The organism is Kitasatospora sp. NPDC032150, from assembly GCF_055579945.1.
Genome location: NZ_JBVIMH010000021.1, coordinates 1 through 18,055, shown reverse-complemented (window position 1 = coordinate 18,055; position 18,055 = coordinate 1). Strand labels below are relative to the sequence as shown.

At 73.5% G+C, this 18,055-nt stretch carries 14 protein-coding genes and 2 pseudogenes; 2 read left to right on the top strand and 14 right to left on the bottom strand.

Features of this window, described 5'->3' with window-relative positions; translation table 11 throughout:
• Window positions 1-152: 152 nt before the first annotated feature.
• From ACZ5ON_RS23510 to pdhA, 3 genes are read right to left on the bottom strand one after another with little or no spacing between them, the layout of a single operon-like run.
• Window positions 153-1,589, bottom strand: coding sequence for a dihydrolipoamide acetyltransferase family protein (locus ACZ5ON_RS23510; RefSeq protein ID WP_465595980.1), 1,437 nt, complete (start codon window positions 1,587-1,589; stop codon window positions 153-155).
• A gap of 15 nt (window positions 1,590-1,604) precedes the next feature.
• On the bottom strand, window positions 1,605-2,579 hold the full coding sequence (locus tag ACZ5ON_RS23505; protein WP_465595977.1) for an alpha-ketoacid dehydrogenase subunit beta: 975 nt from the start codon (window positions 2,577-2,579) through the stop codon (window positions 1,605-1,607).
• Complete coding sequence (gene pdhA / locus ACZ5ON_RS23500; RefSeq protein ID WP_465595974.1) at window positions 2,579-3,733, bottom strand: pyruvate dehydrogenase (acetyl-transferring) E1 component subunit alpha; 1,155 nt, start codon at window positions 3,731-3,733, stop codon at window positions 2,579-2,581. The genes ACZ5ON_RS23505 and pdhA overlap by 1 nt, the downstream gene beginning before the upstream one ends.
• A 357-nt stretch (window positions 3,734-4,090) precedes the next feature.
• Between pdhA and ACZ5ON_RS23495 the strand changes: the two genes are divergently transcribed.
• Both ACZ5ON_RS23495 and ACZ5ON_RS23490 read left to right on the top strand, forming a co-directional pair.
• Window positions 4,091-4,750 (top strand): response regulator, encoded by a 660-nt coding sequence (locus ACZ5ON_RS23495; RefSeq protein ID WP_465595971.1) that lies wholly within the window; start codon window positions 4,091-4,093, stop codon window positions 4,748-4,750.
• 57 nt (window positions 4,751-4,807) lie between these two features.
• Window positions 4,808-5,896, top strand: coding sequence for a phosphotransferase (locus tag ACZ5ON_RS23490; protein ID WP_465595968.1), 1,089 nt, complete (start codon window positions 4,808-4,810; stop codon window positions 5,894-5,896).
• 171 nt (window positions 5,897-6,067) lie between these two features.
• Here the strand turns inward: ACZ5ON_RS23490 and ACZ5ON_RS23485 are convergent, their stop codons facing one another.
• The 11 genes and pseudogenes from ACZ5ON_RS23485 to ACZ5ON_RS23435 all read right to left on the bottom strand — a co-directional run.
• Window positions 6,068-7,891, bottom strand: a complete 1,824-nt coding sequence (locus tag ACZ5ON_RS23485; RefSeq protein ID WP_465595965.1) for a protein kinase domain-containing protein — start codon at window positions 7,889-7,891, stop codon at window positions 6,068-6,070.
• Between the two features lie 111 nt (window positions 7,892-8,002).
• The gene (locus tag ACZ5ON_RS23480; protein WP_465596286.1) at window positions 8,003-9,481 is read right to left on the bottom strand and encodes a protein kinase domain-containing protein; all 1,479 of its coding nucleotides are present in this window, start codon (window positions 9,479-9,481) and stop codon (window positions 8,003-8,005) included.
• A gap of 411 nt (window positions 9,482-9,892) precedes the next feature.
• Window positions 9,893-10,516, bottom strand: coding sequence for a bacterial proteasome activator family protein (locus ACZ5ON_RS23475; protein ID WP_465595962.1), 624 nt, complete (start codon window positions 10,514-10,516; stop codon window positions 9,893-9,895).
• A 157-nt stretch (window positions 10,517-10,673) separates the two neighbouring features.
• On the bottom strand, window positions 10,674-11,579 hold the full coding sequence (locus ACZ5ON_RS23470; protein ID WP_465595959.1) for a hypothetical protein: 906 nt from the start codon (window positions 11,577-11,579) through the stop codon (window positions 10,674-10,676).
• A gap of 426 nt (window positions 11,580-12,005) precedes the next feature.
• Window positions 12,006-12,983: an NAD(P)H-quinone oxidoreductase gene (locus tag ACZ5ON_RS23465; RefSeq protein ID WP_465595956.1), complete on the bottom strand. Its 978-nt coding sequence runs from the start codon at window positions 12,981-12,983 to the stop codon at window positions 12,006-12,008.
• A 115-nt stretch (window positions 12,984-13,098) separates the two neighbouring features.
• Window positions 13,099-14,382 carry a molybdopterin molybdotransferase MoeA gene (locus tag ACZ5ON_RS23460; RefSeq protein WP_465596283.1) on the bottom strand — a complete coding sequence of 428 codons (1,284 nt, stop codon included), beginning with the start codon at window positions 14,380-14,382 and terminating at the stop codon, window positions 13,099-13,101.
• A 5-nt stretch (window positions 14,383-14,387) separates the two neighbouring features.
• Window positions 14,388-14,672, bottom strand: a pseudogene (locus ACZ5ON_RS23455) (DUF6457 domain-containing protein); the annotation flags it as partial.
• 185 nt (window positions 14,673-14,857) lie between these two features.
• Window positions 14,858-15,421: pseudogene (gene mobA, locus ACZ5ON_RS23450) on the bottom strand (molybdenum cofactor guanylyltransferase); the annotation flags it as partial.
• Between the two features lie 36 nt (window positions 15,422-15,457).
• A complete protein-coding gene (locus ACZ5ON_RS23445; RefSeq protein WP_465595953.1) occupies window positions 15,458-16,426 on the bottom strand; it encodes an MBL fold metallo-hydrolase in 969 nt (322 codons plus the stop codon).
• Between the two features lie 193 nt (window positions 16,427-16,619).
• The gene (locus tag ACZ5ON_RS23440; protein WP_465595950.1) at window positions 16,620-17,603 is read right to left on the bottom strand and encodes a DMT family transporter; all 984 of its coding nucleotides are present in this window, start codon (window positions 17,601-17,603) and stop codon (window positions 16,620-16,622) included.
• 95 nt (window positions 17,604-17,698) lie between these two features.
• Window positions 17,699-18,055: glycosyltransferase family protein (locus ACZ5ON_RS23435; protein WP_465595947.1), on the bottom strand; the 357-nt coding region annotated here is incomplete at its 5' end.

Here is an 18,055-nt window from a genome sequence, read left to right as displayed (position 1 = left end):
GTTTTTTTTGTTTTTTCCGGGAAAAAAGGAAACCCTCCCCCCCCCCCCCCTTCCCCCCTCCTTCCCCCCTTCCGCTTTGTTTCCCCCCCCCCCCCCCCCCCCCCCCCCCCACCCCGGCCCAACGCGCTCACGGGGAGCGCCACTTGACCGGATCAGCCCCAGGTGATCAGGCGCTTCGGACGCTCCAGGATCGCGGCGACGTCCGCCAGGACCTTGGAGCCGAGCTCGCCGTCGACCAGGCGGTGGTCGAAGGAGAGTGCGAGGGTGGTGACCTGACGCGGCACCACCTTGCCCTTGTGCACCCACGGCAGTTCCCGCACCGCGCCGAAGGCCAGGATGGCGGCCTCGCCGGGGTTGAGGATCGGGGTGCCGGTGTCGACGCCGAAGACGCCGACGTTGGTGATGGTGATGCTGCCGCCCTGCATGTCGGCCGGCGGGGTCTTGCCCTGGCGCGCGGTGTCGATCAACTCACCGAGCGAGACCGCCAGTTGCGGCAGGGTCTGGGCCCCGGCGTCCTTGATGTTGGGCACGATCAGACCGCGCGGGGTGGCCGCCGCGATACCGAGGTTGACCTGACCCTTGATCACGATCTCCTGGGTGGCCTCGTCCCAGGCGGCATTGATCTCCGGGTAGCGCCGGACCGCGGTCAGCAGCGCCTTGGCGACCAGCAGCAGCGGGCTGACCCGGACGCCCGCGCCCAGCTCGCCGCTCTCCTTGAGCTCGCGGACCAGCTTCATCGTCCGGGTCACGTCGACCTGGACGAACTCGGTGACGTGCGGCGCGGTGAAGGCAGAGGCCACCATCGCCTGCGCGGTGGCCTTCCGGACGCCCTTGACCGGCACCCGGACGTCACCCCGCCCGGCGGGCACCGGCTGCGCCACCGCCGCCACGGCCTCCTCAGCCGGAGCCGGCGCGACGGCCGGAGCCACCGGAGCCTGGGCCGGGGCGGCCGCCGCCCGGGCCGCCGCGTGGACGTCCTCGCGGGTGATCACACCCTCGGGGCCGGTCGGAACGACGGTCCGCAGGTCGATCCCGAGGTCCTTGGCCAGCTTGCGCACCGGCGGCTTGGCCAGCGGCCGCTCGGCCACCACCGGGGCGGCCACCGGAGCGACCGGGGCCACCGGGGCCGCGACCGGCTGCGGCGGCGCGTAAGCCGCGGGAGCCGGCGCCTCGGCAGGTCCGGCCGGGGCGGCTGCGGCACTGCGCCGGGCCCGGCGCTGGGTGCCCCCGGTGCGCGGCCCGTAGCCGACGAGCACCTCGCGGCGCTCGGGCACGGCCTCTTCCTCCGCCGCGGCGGCCGCCGCCGGGGCCGGAGCGGCCTCACCGGCGCTGGCGCCGACCGCGACCGAGATGATCGCCGTACCGACGTCCACCGTGGTCCCGGCGGGGAAGAAGAGCTGCTCCACCACCCCGTTGAACGGGATCGGCAGCTCGACCGCGGCCTTGGCGGTCTCCACCTCGCAGACCACCTGACCGTCCGTCACCTCGTCGCCGGGCTTGACGTACCAGGTCAGGATCTCGGCCTCGGTGAGGCCCTCGCCGACGTCCGGCATCTTGAACTCGCGGAGCGAGCGAACTTCAGTGGTCATCATCGCTCCCGGTGATCAGAACGCCAGCGCGCGGTCGACGGCGTCGAGTACGCGGTCCAGGTCGGGCAGGTAGGCCTCCTCGACCCGTGACGGCGGGTACGGCGCGAAGTAGCCGCCGACCCGCAGCACCGGAGCCTCCAGGTGGTAGAAGCACCGCTCGGTGAGCCGGGCGGCGAGTTCGGCGCCCATGCCCATGAAGACCGGCGCCTCGTGCACCACGATGCCGCGTCCGGTGCGCTTGAGCGAGGCCTCCAGGGTGCCGAAGTCGACCGGGGAGAGCGAGCGCAGGTCGATGACCTCCAGCTGCCGACCCTCCTCCTCAGCGGCCGCGGCGGCCTCCAGGCAGACCTTCACCATCGGGCCGTAGGCGATCAGGGTGGCGTCCGTGCCGGGCCGCACCACCCGGGCGGCGTGCAGCGGAAGGTCGGGCGCGTCCAGGACCTCGCCCTTGTCCCAGTACCGGCGCTTGGGCTCCAGGAAGATCACCGGGTCGTCGGACTCGATGGACTGGCGGAGCATCCAGTGCGCGTCCTGGGCGCTGGACGGGGAGACCACCCGCAGGCCCGCGGTGTGCGCGAAGTACGCCTCGTGGGACTCGCTGTGGTGCTCGACCGCGCCGATGCCGCCCGCGTACGGGATGCGGACGGTGACCGGCATCTTCACGTGGCCGAGCGCACGGGCGTGCATCTTCGCCAGCTGGGAGACGATCTGGTCGAAGGCCGGGTAGACGAAGCCGTCGAACTGGATCTCCACGACCGGCCGGTAGCCCCTGAGCGCGAGGCCGATCGCGGTGCCCATGATCCCGGACTCGGCGAGCGGGGTGTCGATGACCCGGCTCTCGCCGAAGTCCTTCTGCAGGCCGTCGGTGATCCGGAAGACGCCGCCGAGCTTCCCGATGTCCTCGCCCATCAGGACGGTCTTCGGGTCACTCTCCAGTGACTTGCGCAGGGCCTCGTTGAGCGCCTTGGCAATGCTGAGCTGACCTGCCATCAGTGGTTCTCCCCGCCCTCGAAGGACGCCGCGTACGCCTCGTACTCAGCCCGCTCTTCCTCGACCAGCGCGTGCGGCTCGGCGTACACGTGGTCGAAGATCAGGGTCGGGTCCGGGTCCGGCATGCTGCGCACGCCCTCGCGCACCCGCAGCCCCAACTCCTCGCTCTCCGCGTCGATCCCGGCGAAGAACGCCTCGTCCGCCAGGCCCTGCTTCTCCAGGTAGGCCCTGAGCCGGGTGATCGGGTCCTTGGCCTTCCAGGCCTCGGTCTCCTCGCTCATCCGGTAGCGGGTCGGGTCGTCGGAGGTGGTGTGCGCGCCCATCCGGTAGGTGAACGCCTCGATCAGCACCGGGCCGTTGCCGCTGCGGGCGTAATCGAGCGCCCAGCGGGTGACCGCGAGGCAGGCCAGCACGTCGTTGCCGTCCACCCGCACGCCCGGGAAACCGAAGCCGGAGGCGCGGCGGTAGAGCGGGATCCGGGTCTGCACGGTGGTGGGCTCGGAGATCGCCCACTGGTTGTTCTGGCAGAAGAAGACGACCGGGGAGTTGTAGACCGAGGCGAAGGTGAAGGCCTCGTTGACATCACCCTGGCTGGAGGCGCCGTCGCCGAAGTACGCGATCACCGCGTCGTCGGCACCGTCCTTGGTGATGCCCATCGCGTAGCCGGTGGCGTGCAGCGTCTGCGACCCGATCACGATGGTGTAGAGGTGGAAGTTCTTCTCGTTCGGGTCCCAACCGCCGTGGTTCACACCGCGGAACATGCCGAGCAGGTTCAGCGGGTCCACGTCGCGGCACCAGGCGACGCCGTGCTCGCGGTAGGTCGGGAAGGCGTAGTCACCGGGGCGCATCGCACGGCCCGAACCGACCTGGGCGGCCTCCTGGCCCAGCAGCGAGGCCCACAGGCCCAGTTCGCCCTGGCGCTGCAGCGAGGTGGCCTCGGCGTCGAAGCGCCGGACCAGCACCAGGTCCCGGTAGAGCGAGCGAAGCTCGTCATCGGTGATCGCCAGCGGGAATTCCGGGTTCTCGACCCGCTCCCCTTCGGGCGTGAGTAGCTGCACGAGCTCCGGCGGGGCGTCCGAACCCTTTGTGCGGAGGTTGTCAGGGACGCCGGGGGCGGCCTTCTTGCGCGCCCTCGCCGTGCTTTTGACGGTCACGTTCACTCCTCGGTCTGTCCGGCCGCCCGGGGTCGCCGGTGACCGGTCCGGTCACCGCCTCGCAGGCACGCGTGGGTGTGCGCACCGACTGCTAGGCAGGTGGTGTTCCCTTTCCGACGGCGTCCCTCACGAGAACGTTACCCAGCGGAGCCCCTTGGCGCGCTTGCGCTAGGACGTCCTACTTGTTCACGCCCGAGAGCGGCAGGTGTGGTGCAGCTCTCACGCGGTGGCCGTCAGGACACCTGCGCACGCTATCCGGGCGGAGCCTTTCGCGTAAGGGGGTAATCGGCACCGATTCTGTGCCGGGACCGACACAGGCGATATGTCTTCCATGGTCCGATATGGGAGCATTTGACCGTGACTGGAAACGGACAAATCAGGGTTTTCCTACTAGATGATCATGAGGTCGTCCGGCGCGGCGTGCACGACCTTCTGTCCACGGAGGACGACATCGTGATCGTCGGCGAGGCCGGCACCGTCGCCGAGGCACTGACCCGGATCCCGGCCACGAGCCCCGACGTGGCGATCCTCGACGTCCGCCTGCCGGACGGCAACGGCGTCGAGGTCTGCCGCGAAGTCCGCTCGCACCGACCCGAGACCAGGTGCCTGATGCTGACCTCCTTCTCGGATGACGAGGCGCTTTTCGACGCGATCATGGCCGGAGCATCCGGGTACGTACTGAAGGCGATCCGCGGCACCGATCTGGTTTCGGCGGTCCGCGACGTGGCGGCGGGAAAGTCGCTGCTCGACCCGGTCGCCACCAGCCGGGTGCTGGAGCGGCTGCGTGACGGCGGCGAGAAGGAGGACGAGCGGCTCGCCCAGCTGACCAAGCAGGAACGGCGCATTCTCGACCTGATCGGCGAGGGAATGACCAATCGTCAGATCGGCAACGAACTGCACCTGGCCGAGAAGACCGTCAAGAACTACGTCTCAAGTCTGCTGGCCAAGATGGGAATGGAGCGCCGCACCCAGGCGGCCGCCTATGTGGCCCGGCGGCAGGCCGATCATCTGCATTAACCACACTCCCAACACAATGTCAAGTACCTGTGTAGGACTTCATTACGCTCCTGTTCCGTGACAACGCAAGGCCAGATCATCGTGTGCGCGCCGCCTCGCCCGGACCGCACCGCACCCCCCTTCGGCACCCTCAGCCCCCCGGTCGCACACGAGGACGCGACCGGGGTGCTGCGTTCCTACCGGCTCGGCAGGCCCCGCGAGATACGGCCGGTGGCCGAAGGGCTGCTCAACCGGGGCTACCGGATCACCACCGGATCCGGCCGCTACTTCCTCAAGTGCTACGTCGACCACGTCACCGCCACCCGCACCGCGATCACCGCCCAGCACCGCGCCACCCGTGACCTGCACGCCCTCGGACTGCCCACCCCGCCGCCGCTGCCGGCCCTCGGCGGCCGGACCGTGACCTCCTACGGCGGGCGGCTGTTCGCCCTCTACCCCTGGGTCGTCGGCAGGCACCGGCACGGCACCGAGCTGAGCTGTGAGCAGTCCGCCGAGCTCGGCGCGCTGCTCGCACGGATCCACGGCGCACTCAAGGAAGTCTGCGCCCCCGTACGGCAGCCCGCCGGCCATGCCACCGCCGACCCGGCCGAGACCGTGCGGCTGGTCGGCGAACTGCGCCGACGGATCGCCCGTGCCGAGTCCTACGACCCCTTCGACGAACTCGCCGAACAGCGCCTGGCCGAACGGCTGGAACTGATCGCCCTCCACCGGCACCGGCGACCCGCGCCGGAGACGGCCCCGCCGACCGGGTGGACCCACGGCGACTTCCACGGCCTCAACCTGCTCTACCGCGGCGAGCGGCCGGCGGCCGTCCTGGACTGGGACAAGCTCGGCGTCCGGCCGCAGGCGGAGGAGGCCGTACGGGCCGCCACCCTGATCTTCAACGACCGGAAGACCGGTGTCCTCGACCTCGTCCGGGTCCGCCGCTACTCCCAGGCGTACCGGGCCTACGGCGCCGCGTCCCCGGCCCAACTGGCCGCCGCCGTACACCGGGTGTGGTGGGAACGCCTCAACGACCTCTGGATGCTCCAGTGGCACTACCAGCGCGGTGACCACCGTGCCGACCCGCTCTTCCCCGCCTCGGCCGGCCAACTCACCTGGTGGTGCGAGGAGTACGAACAGGTCCTGGACGCCTTCACCAACTGACCGCCCGCAGAGGCCTCGGCGCCCCGCTCGATCAACGTGCGCGCACCGGAGGCACCCACCCGCACTCGCCCCCAAAACACGTTGCACCGCCCGACCGCGAGGTCGAGCGGTGCAACGTGTTGGGCGGGCTTGGCGGGAGCCCGGGAAATCCTCCCCTTGCCCCGCGAAGGCTCAGGGGGTCGTACCCGTGCCACCGGGGCCCTTGCCGGGGTCCGGCGGGGTGCTCGCGCCGCCGGTGGAGCTGGGGCCGGGGTTCGGCTTGCTGGAGTGTGACGGGGTCGGCGAGTCGGTCGGCGAGTCCGTCGGCGGGGTGACCGGCGCCGAGGCCGAGGCCGACGGGGCCGGCGACATGGAGGCCCCGGCGGAGTGCCCGGGTGTCGGGGCCGACGGCCAGCTGTCCTGCGTCTCCGGCGGCTGCGAGTTGCGGCCCGGGTTGGTGTTGCCGCCCGCGTTGCGGCTCGGCAAGGGCGACGGCGACGACGTGTCGGCCGTCGGGGCCGGCTCCGCGGCCTGGCTCTGCGACGTGTCGGGCTTGGGCGTCTTCGTGTAGTCGTGCGGCTTGGTGGTCCGGTTCAGCGCCATCGCGGCACCGATCGCCACCACCGTCAGCAGCACCACGAGCCCGCCCACCAGCGCCCACGGCTTGCGCTTGCGCCCGCCGCCCTCGTCGCCGTAGCCGTCGTCGTAACCGCCGTGCCCGCCGTCGTACGAACCGCCCTGGTACTGGCCGGCCGGGGCGTTGTACTGCGCGGCGGCCGGGTACGGCAGCATCGCCGTCTGGTCGTTCGGGGTACCGGCGGCAACGCCCGGCCCGTCGACCGAACCCAGCGGCTTGGTGACGGCGGTGGCACCGGCCGACCCGTCGCCGTAGCCCTGGTAGCCGCCCGAACCGCCGTGGCCCGGAACGCCGGGGACGATGGCGGTCGGCCCGGTCGCGAACCCGGCACCGGCCGCGCTGTGCATCTCCCGCAGGGCGTGCTGGACGTGGGCCCGGAACTCGTCCGCGCTCTGGTAGCGGTCCTCCGGGTCCTTGGCCAGCGAGCGCAGCACCAGCTCGTCGAGCTGGGCGGACACCCGGCTGTTGGCCTGCGAGGGCGGCACCGGCATGTCCTGGACGTGCTGGTAGACCACCGAGAGCGGGGTGTCGCCGGTGAACGGCGGACGGAGCGTCAGCAGCTCGTAGAGCATGCAGCCGGCCGCGTACAGGTCCGACCGGTGGTCGACCGGCTTGCCCAGGGCCTGTTCCGGCGACAGGTACTGCGGGGTGCCCATCACCATGCCGGTCTGGGTCATGGTGGTGGCGCCGCCGGTCAGCGCGCGGGCGATGCCGAAGTCCATCACCTTGACCGCACCGGTGCTGGTGATGATGACGTTGGCGGGCTTGATGTCGCGGTGCACGATGCCGTTGCGGTGGCTGTAGGCGAGCGCCTCCAGCACCCCGGCGGTGATGATCAGCGCCTGGTCGACCGGCGGCGCGTCCTCGTCGATCAGGAGCTCGCGGACGGTGCGGCCCTCGACCAGCTCCATCACGATGTACGGGGTCGAGTCCCCCGCGAGCTCCTCCTCGCCGGTGTCGTACACCGAGACGATCGAGTGGTGGTTGAGTGCCGCGACCGCGTGCGCCTCGCGGGTGAAGCGCAGCCGGGCCACATCGTCCTGGGCCAGGTCGGAGCGGAGCAGCTTCACCGCGACGGTCCGGCCGAGCCGTACGTCCTGTGCGGCGTAGACCTCCGCCATGCCGCCCCGGCCGAGCCGGTGGGTGACGCGGTAGCGGCCGTCGCCGAGGGTGCCCAGCGGTGCCGCGGTGCCGCGGCTCGGGGTGAACGTCTGGTCGGCCGGCAGCAGCGGTGTCTCGTCCGCCTCCGGGCCGGCATCCGGCAGCTGGGGTGTCTGCTGGGTGCTCTCGTCCGCGTACCTCCGGCCGCCGGAACCCTGGCCACCGGCACCCTGAGCGCGCTCCGCCTCGCCGTCTCCCGGCTGCTGTGTCTGTGCCATCACTCCTCGCCCCGGGCTGTCGCTCGGTGCGCGGTCGCCCTTCGGTTACGTCCTCCGAACGCTACCGCTTCGCCGCGCCGAGCGTGGAACCGCAGGCCCTGGCAATGCGGTTCAGAACGTACCGTTCCGACCCTGATCGAGTTGGACCACGGACAGTGACCGGGCACCGGTCGTGTCGAAGTTCGAAATCTTCTGCTTCTCCTTCTTGGCCGCCACGATACCGACGATGATCACGGCCAGCACGATCAGGCCGACGATCACGCCGATCACCACCAGCGCCGTCCCGCAGCCGTTGCCGCTGCTGTTGTTCGCCGGACGCGGCGCGAACGGCTGCGGCTGCGGGGCCGGGAAGAGCTGCGGCGTGGGCGCCACCTGCTGCGGGAACGACGGCGGGGTCTGCGCCTGCTGCGGGAACGGCGTCGGCGTGCGGTACTGCGGCGGGAAGGGCGCCGGCGTCTGCTGGAACCCCTGGGCCGGCTGCTGGTGCGGCGGCACCTGGGGGAACGGCTGCGGCGTCTGCGGCGTCTGCTGGTACGGAGGCTGCGGTCCCGGCGGGGTGTGCGGTCCCGGCGGGAAGGAGGGCTGCTGCTGGTACTGCGGCTGCACCTGCGGGAAGTTGGCCATCGAGGGCGTGGCGCTCACCGAGCGCGGCCCCTCGCTGATCACCAGCGGGGTGCTCGCCTGGAGCGGCGTGCCGCCCTGCGTCCCGGAGGTGATCCGCTCGACCTCGGCGCGCATCGCCTCCGCGCTCGGGAACCGGTGCGCCGGATCCTTGCGCAGCGCCCGGGCCACCAGCTCGTCCACTGCGGGCGGCACCGCCCGGTTCACCGTGGACGGCGCCGGGGGCTCCTCCTGCACGTGCTTGTACGCGATCGAGAAGGCGGTGTCCCCGTCGAACGGCAGACTGCCGGTGAGCAGCTCGAAGAGCATGCAGCCCACCGAGTACAGGTCGGAGCGCGCGTCCACGCTCTTGCCGAGCGCCTGCTCCGGCGAGAGGTACTGCGGGGTACCGACCACCATGCCGGTCTGGGTCATCGAGGTCACGTCGGACTGCAGCGCACGCGCGATGCCGAAGTCCATCACCTTGACGACGCCCTTGGTGCTGACCATGACGTTGCCCGGCTTGATGTCGCGGTGCACCAGGCCCTGGTCGTGCGAGGCGTCCAGCGCCGACAGCACGGCGGCGGTCATCTTCAGCGCCTGCTCGACGGGCATCGCGCCGTACTGCGCCATCGCGTCGTTGAGCACGTCGCGCAGCGACTTGCCCTCGACGTACTCCATGACGATGTACGGGGTCACCGAGCCGTCCGGGCCGATGTCCTCACCGCTGTCGAAGACCGAGACGATGTTGATGTGCTGGAGCTTGGCGACCGCCTGCGCCTCGCGACGGAACCGCAGCTTGAAGGAGTCCTCGCGGCCGAGCTCGGTGTGCAGCGTCTTCACCGCGACCTGGCGGTCCAGCACCGTGTCGTGCGCCAGGTGCACGGCGGCCATGCCGCCCTGACCGAGCGGGCGCTGCAGCACGTACCGGCCGCGTCCCAGAGAGGATCCCACCGCAGGCCCGCCCGTCGCGGTGCCGTCCTCGCTCATGGTCATCCACTCCCCCTCGGCGCGTCGGTCCGCAGCCGTGTCGTCTCGTCCGGGCCCGGGGCCCGCCGGTCGGCGGCCAGGGCCGACAACAGGGGTCAGAGTAGCGGCAAACCACCACGGCTTCGGGCCTGGGGCGCATCGGGCGGCGGCCGGGTGCCGTCGGGCGGGCGGGGAACCGGGCCGGGCTGATGACGGCCCGGTGCCATGGGGTGCGCACCGAGCCCGGCCCTGGCGGAGGGCGCCCAGTACCGCTCCGCAGATCCCGCACCTGCGGGACGGCGTGACGCCGCGGGCGGGCCGCTCGGGCGGCTCCGCCTCGGTCACGCCCGGCCGGTCGCACTGTTCCCCGCGCCACTGCCGGGCGGGCTCCCGGGCGGGGCCCCGCCGATGAGAAGGTCTGGGCGAGAAGGCCTAGAGGTACGGGCCCGAGCGGATGCCGCGGCCCGGCACGGACTCCTCGTCCTCCGGCTCCATGCCGTGGCTGCCCGGCGGCAGCGCCCGTCGCATCTGCTCCAGCTGTGCCCGCGCGGCCATCTGCTGCGCGAACAGCGCGGTCTGGATCCCGTGGAACAGGCCCTCCAGCCAACCCACCAGCTGGGCCTGGGCGATCCGCAGCTCGGCCTCGGTGGGGATGGAGTCCTCGGTGAAGGGCAGCGAGAGCCGCTCCAGCTCCTCGACCAGCTCGGGTGCCAGCCCCAGTTCCAGTTCCTTGATCGAGCTGGCGTGGATGTCCTTCAGCCGGGCACGGCTGGCCTCGTCCAGAGGCGCCGCCCTGACCTCCTCCAGCAGCTGCTTGATCATGCTGCCGATGCGCATGACCTTGGCCGGCTGCTCGACCATCTCGGTCACCGGAAGCTCCCGGGACTCCGCACTCGCGCCCTCGCCGTCGCCGAACCGGCCCGCGAGAGGGCCGGGGACCGCACCGATGGGCAGCCCGTCCGGGCCGACGATCAACACCTTCGCGCCCTCGTCCGCCCCCTGGGTCGCCGCCTGGTACGACTCCGACTGCGACCGTTCGTTCATCGGCTTCGTCATAGCTCCTTCATATGCTTCGGGCGGCGAGGGGGTCAACTGACCCACCATGATGCCCCGCCAGGACCGGCCACCCGCCACCCCACCCCCACTCCACTGACCGTCCGTCACCACTCCGGGCGCCGGAGCGGCCCCCCCACCGGCCGCAGTGGCCGCACCCTCAGCGCCCGCGCAGCCGCAGTCCGATCAGCGCCAGTCCGCAGCCGATCATGGTCAGCCCGGCTCCGAGCGGGAACTGGAGGTTGGACGGGTCCGTCCACCGGATCGGCCCGGACAGCCCGCCGGCGCCCTGCGCCTGGGTGTGCGCCGCGGCCGGGGCGCTCGCATCGGCGGTCGGCGAGGGCTCGTCGCCCGGCTCCGGGTCCTGCGGCCCGTTCTCCGGGGCGTCCCCCCCGAACGGACCTTCGCCGTCGTCCGGGCCGGGCCGGTGGGCGGGGGCGGGATGGCGCAGGCCGCCCCTGGCCCAGCGGCGCACCACCCATGGCGGCGCGCCGGGGGCACCGTCCCAGAACGTGCCCCACGGCCGGTCGCCGGAACCGCCCGCGCCGTCGGACGGGCCACCTCCGGAACCGTCCCCGGAGGGTGCGGCGCTCGGCTCCGCGGCCTCCCTGCCCTCCCCGCCGGGCTGCGCACCGGCAGCACCGGCAGCACCGACCGCGCCGCTCGGCGCGGTCGCGGGAGCGGAGCCGGCCGGGGACGGCACCGAGGGCGCCGGCGAGGCCGCGGCCGAAGGCGCGGCGGAGCGGCCCGGCACGGCTCCGGCCTGCTCCGCCGGCGACTGGACGGCACTCCCGGCGGGGGACGGCTCGGGCGGCGGAGCGGCATGGTCCTGCACCTCGGGTACGCCGGACCCGGCGGCAGCCGGCGCACCCATCGGCCGTACCGGAGCCGTACCCACCGAAGCCGTCAGGGGGGCGACACCGCCGCCGACCGCCAGGGCCGGACCGGCCAGCAGCAGCGGAACGGCCACCCCGGCGGCGGCGACCGCCGCCCACCGGTGCGGCCCGGCGCAGCAGGGCGGCAGCGCGGCGCAGAGCATGGAGAACGCGTGCGTTGGTGCGGCCACGGACGGAGGTCCTTCCGACGGCCGAGCGCGCTCGGGACGCGGTCGGCGGCGGGACAGCTCCGGACCAGCGTCACATATTCCGACACTTCAGGCATTTCGGACACCCCGGTCACCCGGCGTCACGACCACCCGGCGTAACCGCGGCCCACCGCACCACCCTGCCCGGCCACCCCGCGCACCGACCGGCCCGATCCGCGACCTCGAAGGCCGCGACCGGCACGTCTGTGACTGCGGCAACTGCCGCTTCGGTCAAGGGCGTCCGAGGCTCACGGGGCACTCCGGCGCCCCGTCGGCGGACGAACCGCCGTCACGTGCGAAGGCACCGGCTGGCGTCGGCGAGCACGCACGGCCGCCCGGCCGCACAGAGCCCGGCCGCCTGCGCGGTGGTCCGCCGAGGACCACCGCGCCACCGGCGCCGACCGCCGTTCAGGCCTGGAGGACGACCTTGCCGACCTGCTCACCCGCCTCGACCACCTGGTGGGCGGCGCCGGCGTCGGCCATCGGCAGCACCCGGTCGATCACGGGCTTGACCACACCGCTCTCGACCAGCGGCCAGACGTGCTCGCGCACTGCCGCCACGATCGCAGCCTTCTCCCCCAGCGGGCGGCCGCGCAGGTTGGTGGCGGCCACGGCGGCGCGCTTGCGCAGCAGGGTGTTGAGGTTGATCTCGCCCTTCACACCGCCCTGCAGGCCGATGATCACCAGACGGCCGTTGACCGCCAGCGCGTCCACGTTCCGCTGCAGGTACTTGGCGCCGATGATGTCCAGGATCACGTCCGCCCCGGCACCGTCGGTGGCCTCGCGCAGCGCCGCCACGAAGTCCTGTTCCCGGTAGTCGATCGTGATGTCCGCGCCCAGCTCCCGGCAGCGCGCCAACTTCGCCGCGCTGCCCGCCGTCACCGCCACCCTGGCACCGACCGCCTTGCCCAGTTGGATCGCCATCGTCCCGATCCCGCTCGCGCCGCCCTGCACCAACAGCGTCTCGCCGGGGCGCAGATGGGCCACCTGGAACACGTTGGACCAGACCGTGCAGACCACCTCGGGCAGTGCGGCCGCCTCGATGGGGCTCAACCCCTTGGGCACCGGCAGCAGTTGCCCGGCCGGCACCGCCACCCGCTGGGCGTACCCGCCGCCGCTGAGCAGGGCGCACACCTCGTCCCCGACCGCCCAACCCGCCACACCCGGGCCGAGCGCGACGATCCGCCCGGCGCACTCGAGGCCGGGGTACGGGGACGAGCCCGGCGGCGGGTCGTAGAACCCCTGCCGCTGCAGCAGGTCCGCGCGGTTGACGGCACTGGCCACCACCTCGACCAGCACCTCCCCCGCCGCGGGCACCGGGTCCGGCACCTCCGCCCAGGCCAGCACTTCCGGACCGCCGGGCTCAGGAATCGTGATCGCATACATGGCACCGACGCTACCTCCCGGCCCGGGCGGGCCGCCGCCCATCCGGGCGGGTCACGGCCGGTGGCTGACGCGGGTTCAGCCCGCCGCGCGCTGCCGGGACACCGCCGCTCGGGACCTACGGCGCCGCGAGCAGCTCCACCCGGGCACCGGCCGGGACACCGCCCGGCGGGACCACCGCGAGTGCCTCGGCGAGCGCCAGGCCCCGGAGCATCGCGGGGCCGTCGAAGGCCAGCGGCACCACACCCCGGTCGGTACGGACCACCGGCAGCAGCCGGGTGTCCGCCGGATGCCCGGGAAGGTCCCTCGCCGTGACGGCCGGCCGGGAGGTGTCGGGCGCACGGCCCGAGAGGGCGTGCAGCAGCGGCAGGGCGAGTGTGACCGTCCCCGCGACGGCTGCCAGCGGATTGCCGGGCAGGCCCACCAGGTGCCGTCCGCCGGGGAGTTCGGCCAGCAGCATCGGATGGCCGGGGCGGACCGCGACGCCGTCGACCAGCAGCCGGGCCCCGACCGCCGCCAGCGCCTCGTGCAGGAAGTCCACCGGCCCGGCCGCGGTACCGCCCGTGGTGACCACGACGTCGGCGGCCGAGAACCGTACGGCGTCCCGGAGCAGTCCGAAGTCGTCCCCGATCCGGCGCACCCCGGTCACCTCCGCCCCCGCCGCGGTCAGCCACGGCGGCAGCAGCGGGCCGAGCGCGTCCCGGACCCGTCCGTCCGCCGGAATCCCCGAGTCGAGCAACTCGTCCCCGAGCAGCAGCAGTTCGACGGTGGGACGACGGTGCACGGCCAGCCGGTCGTGGCCGCAGGCGGCGGCCAGCCCGAGTACCGCGGGGGTGACGGGCGTACCAGCGGGCAGCAGCGGCTCGTCCCGTCGGCACTCCTGGCCGCGCGGCCGGACGTCCTGCCCGGGCGCCAGGTCGTCCAGCGGGTACAGCAGGCCGCGGTCGACCCGGCCGTGCTCCCGGCGCAGCACCCCGGTGGCACCGGCCGGGACCCGCGCCCCGGTCGCGATCTCCACGGCCTCGCCGTCGGCGAGCGTGCCGGGGTGCCGTTCCCCGGACCGGTCCGCGGCGTCCGGGGCGTCCGGGGCCTCGCCGCGCCCCGCCGGATCGCCTGCCAGGATCCGGCCCGAGGTGCGCCAGGGGCCGGGGCCGGCGACCGCCCAGCCGTCCATCGCCGAGGTGTCGAAGGCGGGCAGGTCGGTGAGCGCGGCCAGCGGCGCCGCCAGGGTGGTGCCGAGGGCCTCGGCGAGTGGGACCTCCACCTCGGGCAGGGGCCCGTGCACCGCCAGCCGGGCCGCCCGGCGTGCCTGCGGCCACCCGCTGCGGCTCAGCGGCGCGGTTCCCGCCCTGGCGCCGCTTCCCGTCCGCTCCGTGCCGGTCGCCCCGGGCGCATCGGTCAGCGCGCTCACGCCGGCCCCGCCCCCGGTCCGCCGCCCGCTTCGGTGGAGGCCTCCTGCGCGGCCGCAGCCCAGCGCTCGGCCAGCGCGGCGGTCCGGGCACCGGCCTTGGCGACGGCCTGCGGCCCACCACCCTGCTGGGCGGCGGCGTAGCCGATCAGGAAGGTGGTCAGCGGGGCCGCCGGACGGTCCACGCCGTGCGCGACCACCCGGGCGAGGTCCAGCAGGCCGCGTACGTCCACCTCCAGGTCGATCCCCAGCTCGGTGCTGACTTCGGCGATCCAGTCATCCAGCGTGCGCTCCATAGGGCCCATGCTGCCCGATCCGGCGCCCACCGGACCCGTCGGCAGGTGAGGATCGCGAGTCGTTTCGCTCACCACCACCCCTGACCGCCCGTGAGCCACCGGCGCACCGGAGGCCGGCGCTCCGCCCGGGCGGAGCGCCCCTTCGGTACTCACCCGTCCGGCGCCCGCTCCGCGCGCTCCCGCGCCCGGGCCAGCTCCTCCCAGGTGTCGCAGTCGTGGGACGCGCCCCGCCGGTCGGCCAGCCGTACCAGGTCCAGCGGGGCGAGCAGGCGGCGCAGCGGCAGCCCGTCCGGATCGCCCAGGCCGGCGAGCGTGCGTCGCAGCGCGGCGGTGCGGTACGCGGCGGCCAGCGGCTGGTCGCGGCCCTCGGCGTCGACCAGCAGCGCGCCCTCGCACCCGCTCCCGTCCAGCGCGGCGAGCAGCCGGCGGACGGTCGGCGGGTCGAGGAACGGCAGGTCGGCGGCAAGCAGCAGGACGCGTTCGGCGGTGATCCGCCCGAGTCCGGCGGCGACGGCGGCGACCGGGCCGCCGCCGGGCGGCTGCTCCCTGGTCCAGGTCACGCCGTCACGCACGGTGTCCCTGGGCGGGCCGACCACCACCGTGGTGCTGGCGCCGGCGCAGGCGGCGAGCACCCGGTCGAGCAGGGTCCGTCCGCCGACCTGGAGCGCCGGCTTGTCCACCCCGCCGAGCCTGCGGGCAGCACCCCCGGCCAGCACCAGCGCGTCGTACTCCGCCATGCCGCCAGTATCCGCCGCCGCCGGCACCGCAGTTGCTCAGGGTTCGTCGACGATCTCCGCCTCGACGATCCCGGTCTCGTCGTGCCGCTCCGTGACGACGGGCCCGACCGGCTCGCCGGTCTCCGGCGGGACCGCGGCGAGCCGGGCGGTGTTGGCGGCCGCGCTGCGCTCCAGGAACACCGGCAGTGTGAGGCCCCCGTGGCGTTCGTTGACCGCGGCGGCGAGGGCCTCGGGATCGTCGGGGTGCTCGGCGAGGGCGCGGTCGAAGTCCTGCAGGTACTCGCCGGTGAAGGCGAGCACCCGGATGGCGTCGTCGTCGTACCCGGGCGCGCGGTGTCCGGCGATCACCCGGTCCACGTCCAGATCGGCGATCCGGGCCAGGTTGTGGGCCCAGTCCAGGCGCTGGGCCTCGTCGGTGTCGGCGGTCCAGACGTGGGTGCCGTGGTAGGCGTAGTCGCCCGCCACGACGGTACGGGCGCTGGGGACGTAGACGAGGGTGGATGCCTCGCAGTCGCCCTGGCCGAGGTTCAGGACCCGGATCAGCTGCCGGTCGACCATCAGCGGCTGCGGCAGCAGCGGCACGGGCAGCAGCGGGTGGTCGGGGATGTCGTCGCCGTACACCGGCTTCCACTCGGCGACCTTGGCGGCGGCGGTCCGGGCGATCGCCTCCACCACGGACGGCGCGGCCAGCAGCTGGGCCTTGGGGAAGAGCTTCAGCACCTCCTCGGCGCCGAAGTAGTGGTCGGGGTGCTGGTGCGTGATCACCACGGCCAGCAGCTGGAGCTGCTTGCCCGCGACCCACTCGGCGAGTTCGCGTCCGGCGCTGCGGGTGAGCTGGGCGTCGACCAGGATCGCGGTCCGCTCGCCCATGATCAGGGAGGAGGTCGCGAAGAAGCCGGCCTCCGGGCCGGTGAAGACCTCGATCCGGAGCGGACGGGCGGCCGGGGTCCCCATGCCTCGGTCGGCCGGCTGGGCTCCGGTCTCGTCGGACGGGGACGGCGTCACTTCTGCTCCCTGGTCGGTGTGGCGGGCCCGGTCCGGGTCCCGTGCGGTACCAGCTTGGGAGCAGCGGCCGACGAATGCCGGGTAGGCGCGCCCAGGCGGGTGATCAACCACATCACGCCAGTACGCCGCTCCCCCGGCCCGCGGACTCCCCTCCCAGGCCCGCTGCGCACGGTACCCGGCGTTCACCGTCCTGTCAGGCGGATGACCGCTCCGACGGTGTCCGCACCGGCTCCGGCGGCACCGCCTCGACCGGATCCCCCGCCGGCCGGCGCCGCGCCCCGACCGGCAGCACGCCCTGGGCCACGGCCACGCCGAGCAGCACCACCACCGCTCCCGCCGGCTGGTTCCAGGTCACCCGCTCGTCGAGCAGCAGCACGCCCGCGACCACCGCGACCAGCGGCATCAGGTACGAGACCATCGTGGCCGCCACCGCTCCGGCCCGACGGATGACGCGGTAGTTGAGCGGGTACGCGACCCCGGTGCACAGGACGCCGAGCGCCAGCACCGAGCCGATCACCGGCAGCGTGCACCAGCGGCCCACGCCGGTCGGAAGGCCGCCCGAGAGCAGCGGCGCCACCGCGGCCGCCTCGGCGGCCCCCAGGACGACCTGCACCGCCGAGAGCGCCACCGCGGACTCGCCGCGCCCGGCCAGCGTCCGCTTGGCGTACGGGAAGCCGAGCGCGTAGCAGGCGGCCGCGGCCAGGCAGGCCAGCTGGCCGGCCGGGCTCTGGCCGGCCGTACCGCGCCAGACCCCGAGCACCACCAGGACCCCGGCCAAGCCGATCGGCAGGCCGACCAGACGGCGGCGGTCGGGGCGTTCGGCCGGCAGCAGCACCGGGGCCACCAGCATCGCCAGCACCGGTGTGGTGGCGTTGAAGATCCCGGCCAGCAGCGAGGACACGTGCTGCTCGCCCCAGGAGAACAGGGTGAAGGGGGCGACGTTCACCAGCAGCGCGGTCACCGCCGAGTGCCCCCAGACCTCCTTGCCGCGCGGCAGCCGCTGTCCGGTGGCGGCCAGGACGGCCAGCAGGGTCACCGCACCGGTCGCCAGCCGCGCCAGTGCCACGTATCCGGGCGGCATCACCTGGACCGCGATTTTGACGAAGAGGAAACTGCTGCCCCAGATCAGGGCGAGCAGCAGCAGAGCGTCCCACCATCGGGCGTCGGATTCGGTCATGGCCGCACCCTAGGGGCGGGACGCTTCGCCGCCGGGCGAACCGTCCGCCGTCCCGGCAGGACGGGACGGCCGCGTCAACTCGGCTCGGCCGAGGGTTACTTCTTCTTCCCGGTGAGCTGCTGGAGGCGGGTCTCGACGCCCCAGGCGGTGACCCGCAGCAGGGCCTCGACGACGATGTTGCGGCTCATCTTGGAGGCGCCCAGCTCGCGCTCGATGAAGGTGATCGGGACCTCGGTGACCTTGAAGCCCGCCTTGACCGCGCGCCAGGCGAGGTCGACCTGGAAGCAGTAGCCGGCCGAGGCGACCTGGTCCATGCCCAGACCCAGCAGGGTCTCCTTGCGGAAGGCGCGGTAGCCACCGGTGACGTCGCGGATCGGGACGTTCAGCATCAGGCGGGAGTAGGTGGAGCCGCCGCGGGACAGCATCACGCGGGACTTGGGCCAGTTGACGAT

Bases quoted from the DNA above. Each gene is read 5' to 3' on its own strand.
- ACZ5ON_RS23465 (WP_465595956.1), bottom strand. From the start codon at position 12,983: ATGTATGCGATCACGATTCCTGAGCCCGGCGGTCCGGAAGTGCTGGCC.
- ACZ5ON_RS23510 (WP_465595980.1), bottom strand. From the start codon at position 1,589: ATGACCACTGAAGTTCGCTCGCTCCGCGAGTTCAAGATGCCGGACGTC.
- ACZ5ON_RS23440 (WP_465595950.1), bottom strand. From the start codon at position 17,603: ATGACCGAATCCGACGCCCGATGGTGGGACGCTCTGCTGCTGCTCGCC.
- ACZ5ON_RS23475 (WP_465595962.1), bottom strand. From the start codon at position 10,516: ATGACGAAGCCGATGAACGAACGGTCGCAGTCGGAGTCGTACCAGGCG.
- ACZ5ON_RS23505 (WP_465595977.1), bottom strand. From the start codon at position 2,579: ATGGCAGGTCAGCTCAGCATTGCCAAGGCGCTCAACGAGGCCCTGCGC.
- ACZ5ON_RS23480 (WP_465596286.1), bottom strand. From the start codon at position 9,481: ATGAGCGAGGACGGCACCGCGACGGGCGGGCCTGCGGTGGGATCCTCT.
- ACZ5ON_RS23485 (WP_465595965.1), bottom strand. From the start codon at position 7,891: ATGGCACAGACACAGCAGCCGGGAGACGGCGAGGCGGAGCGCGCTCAG.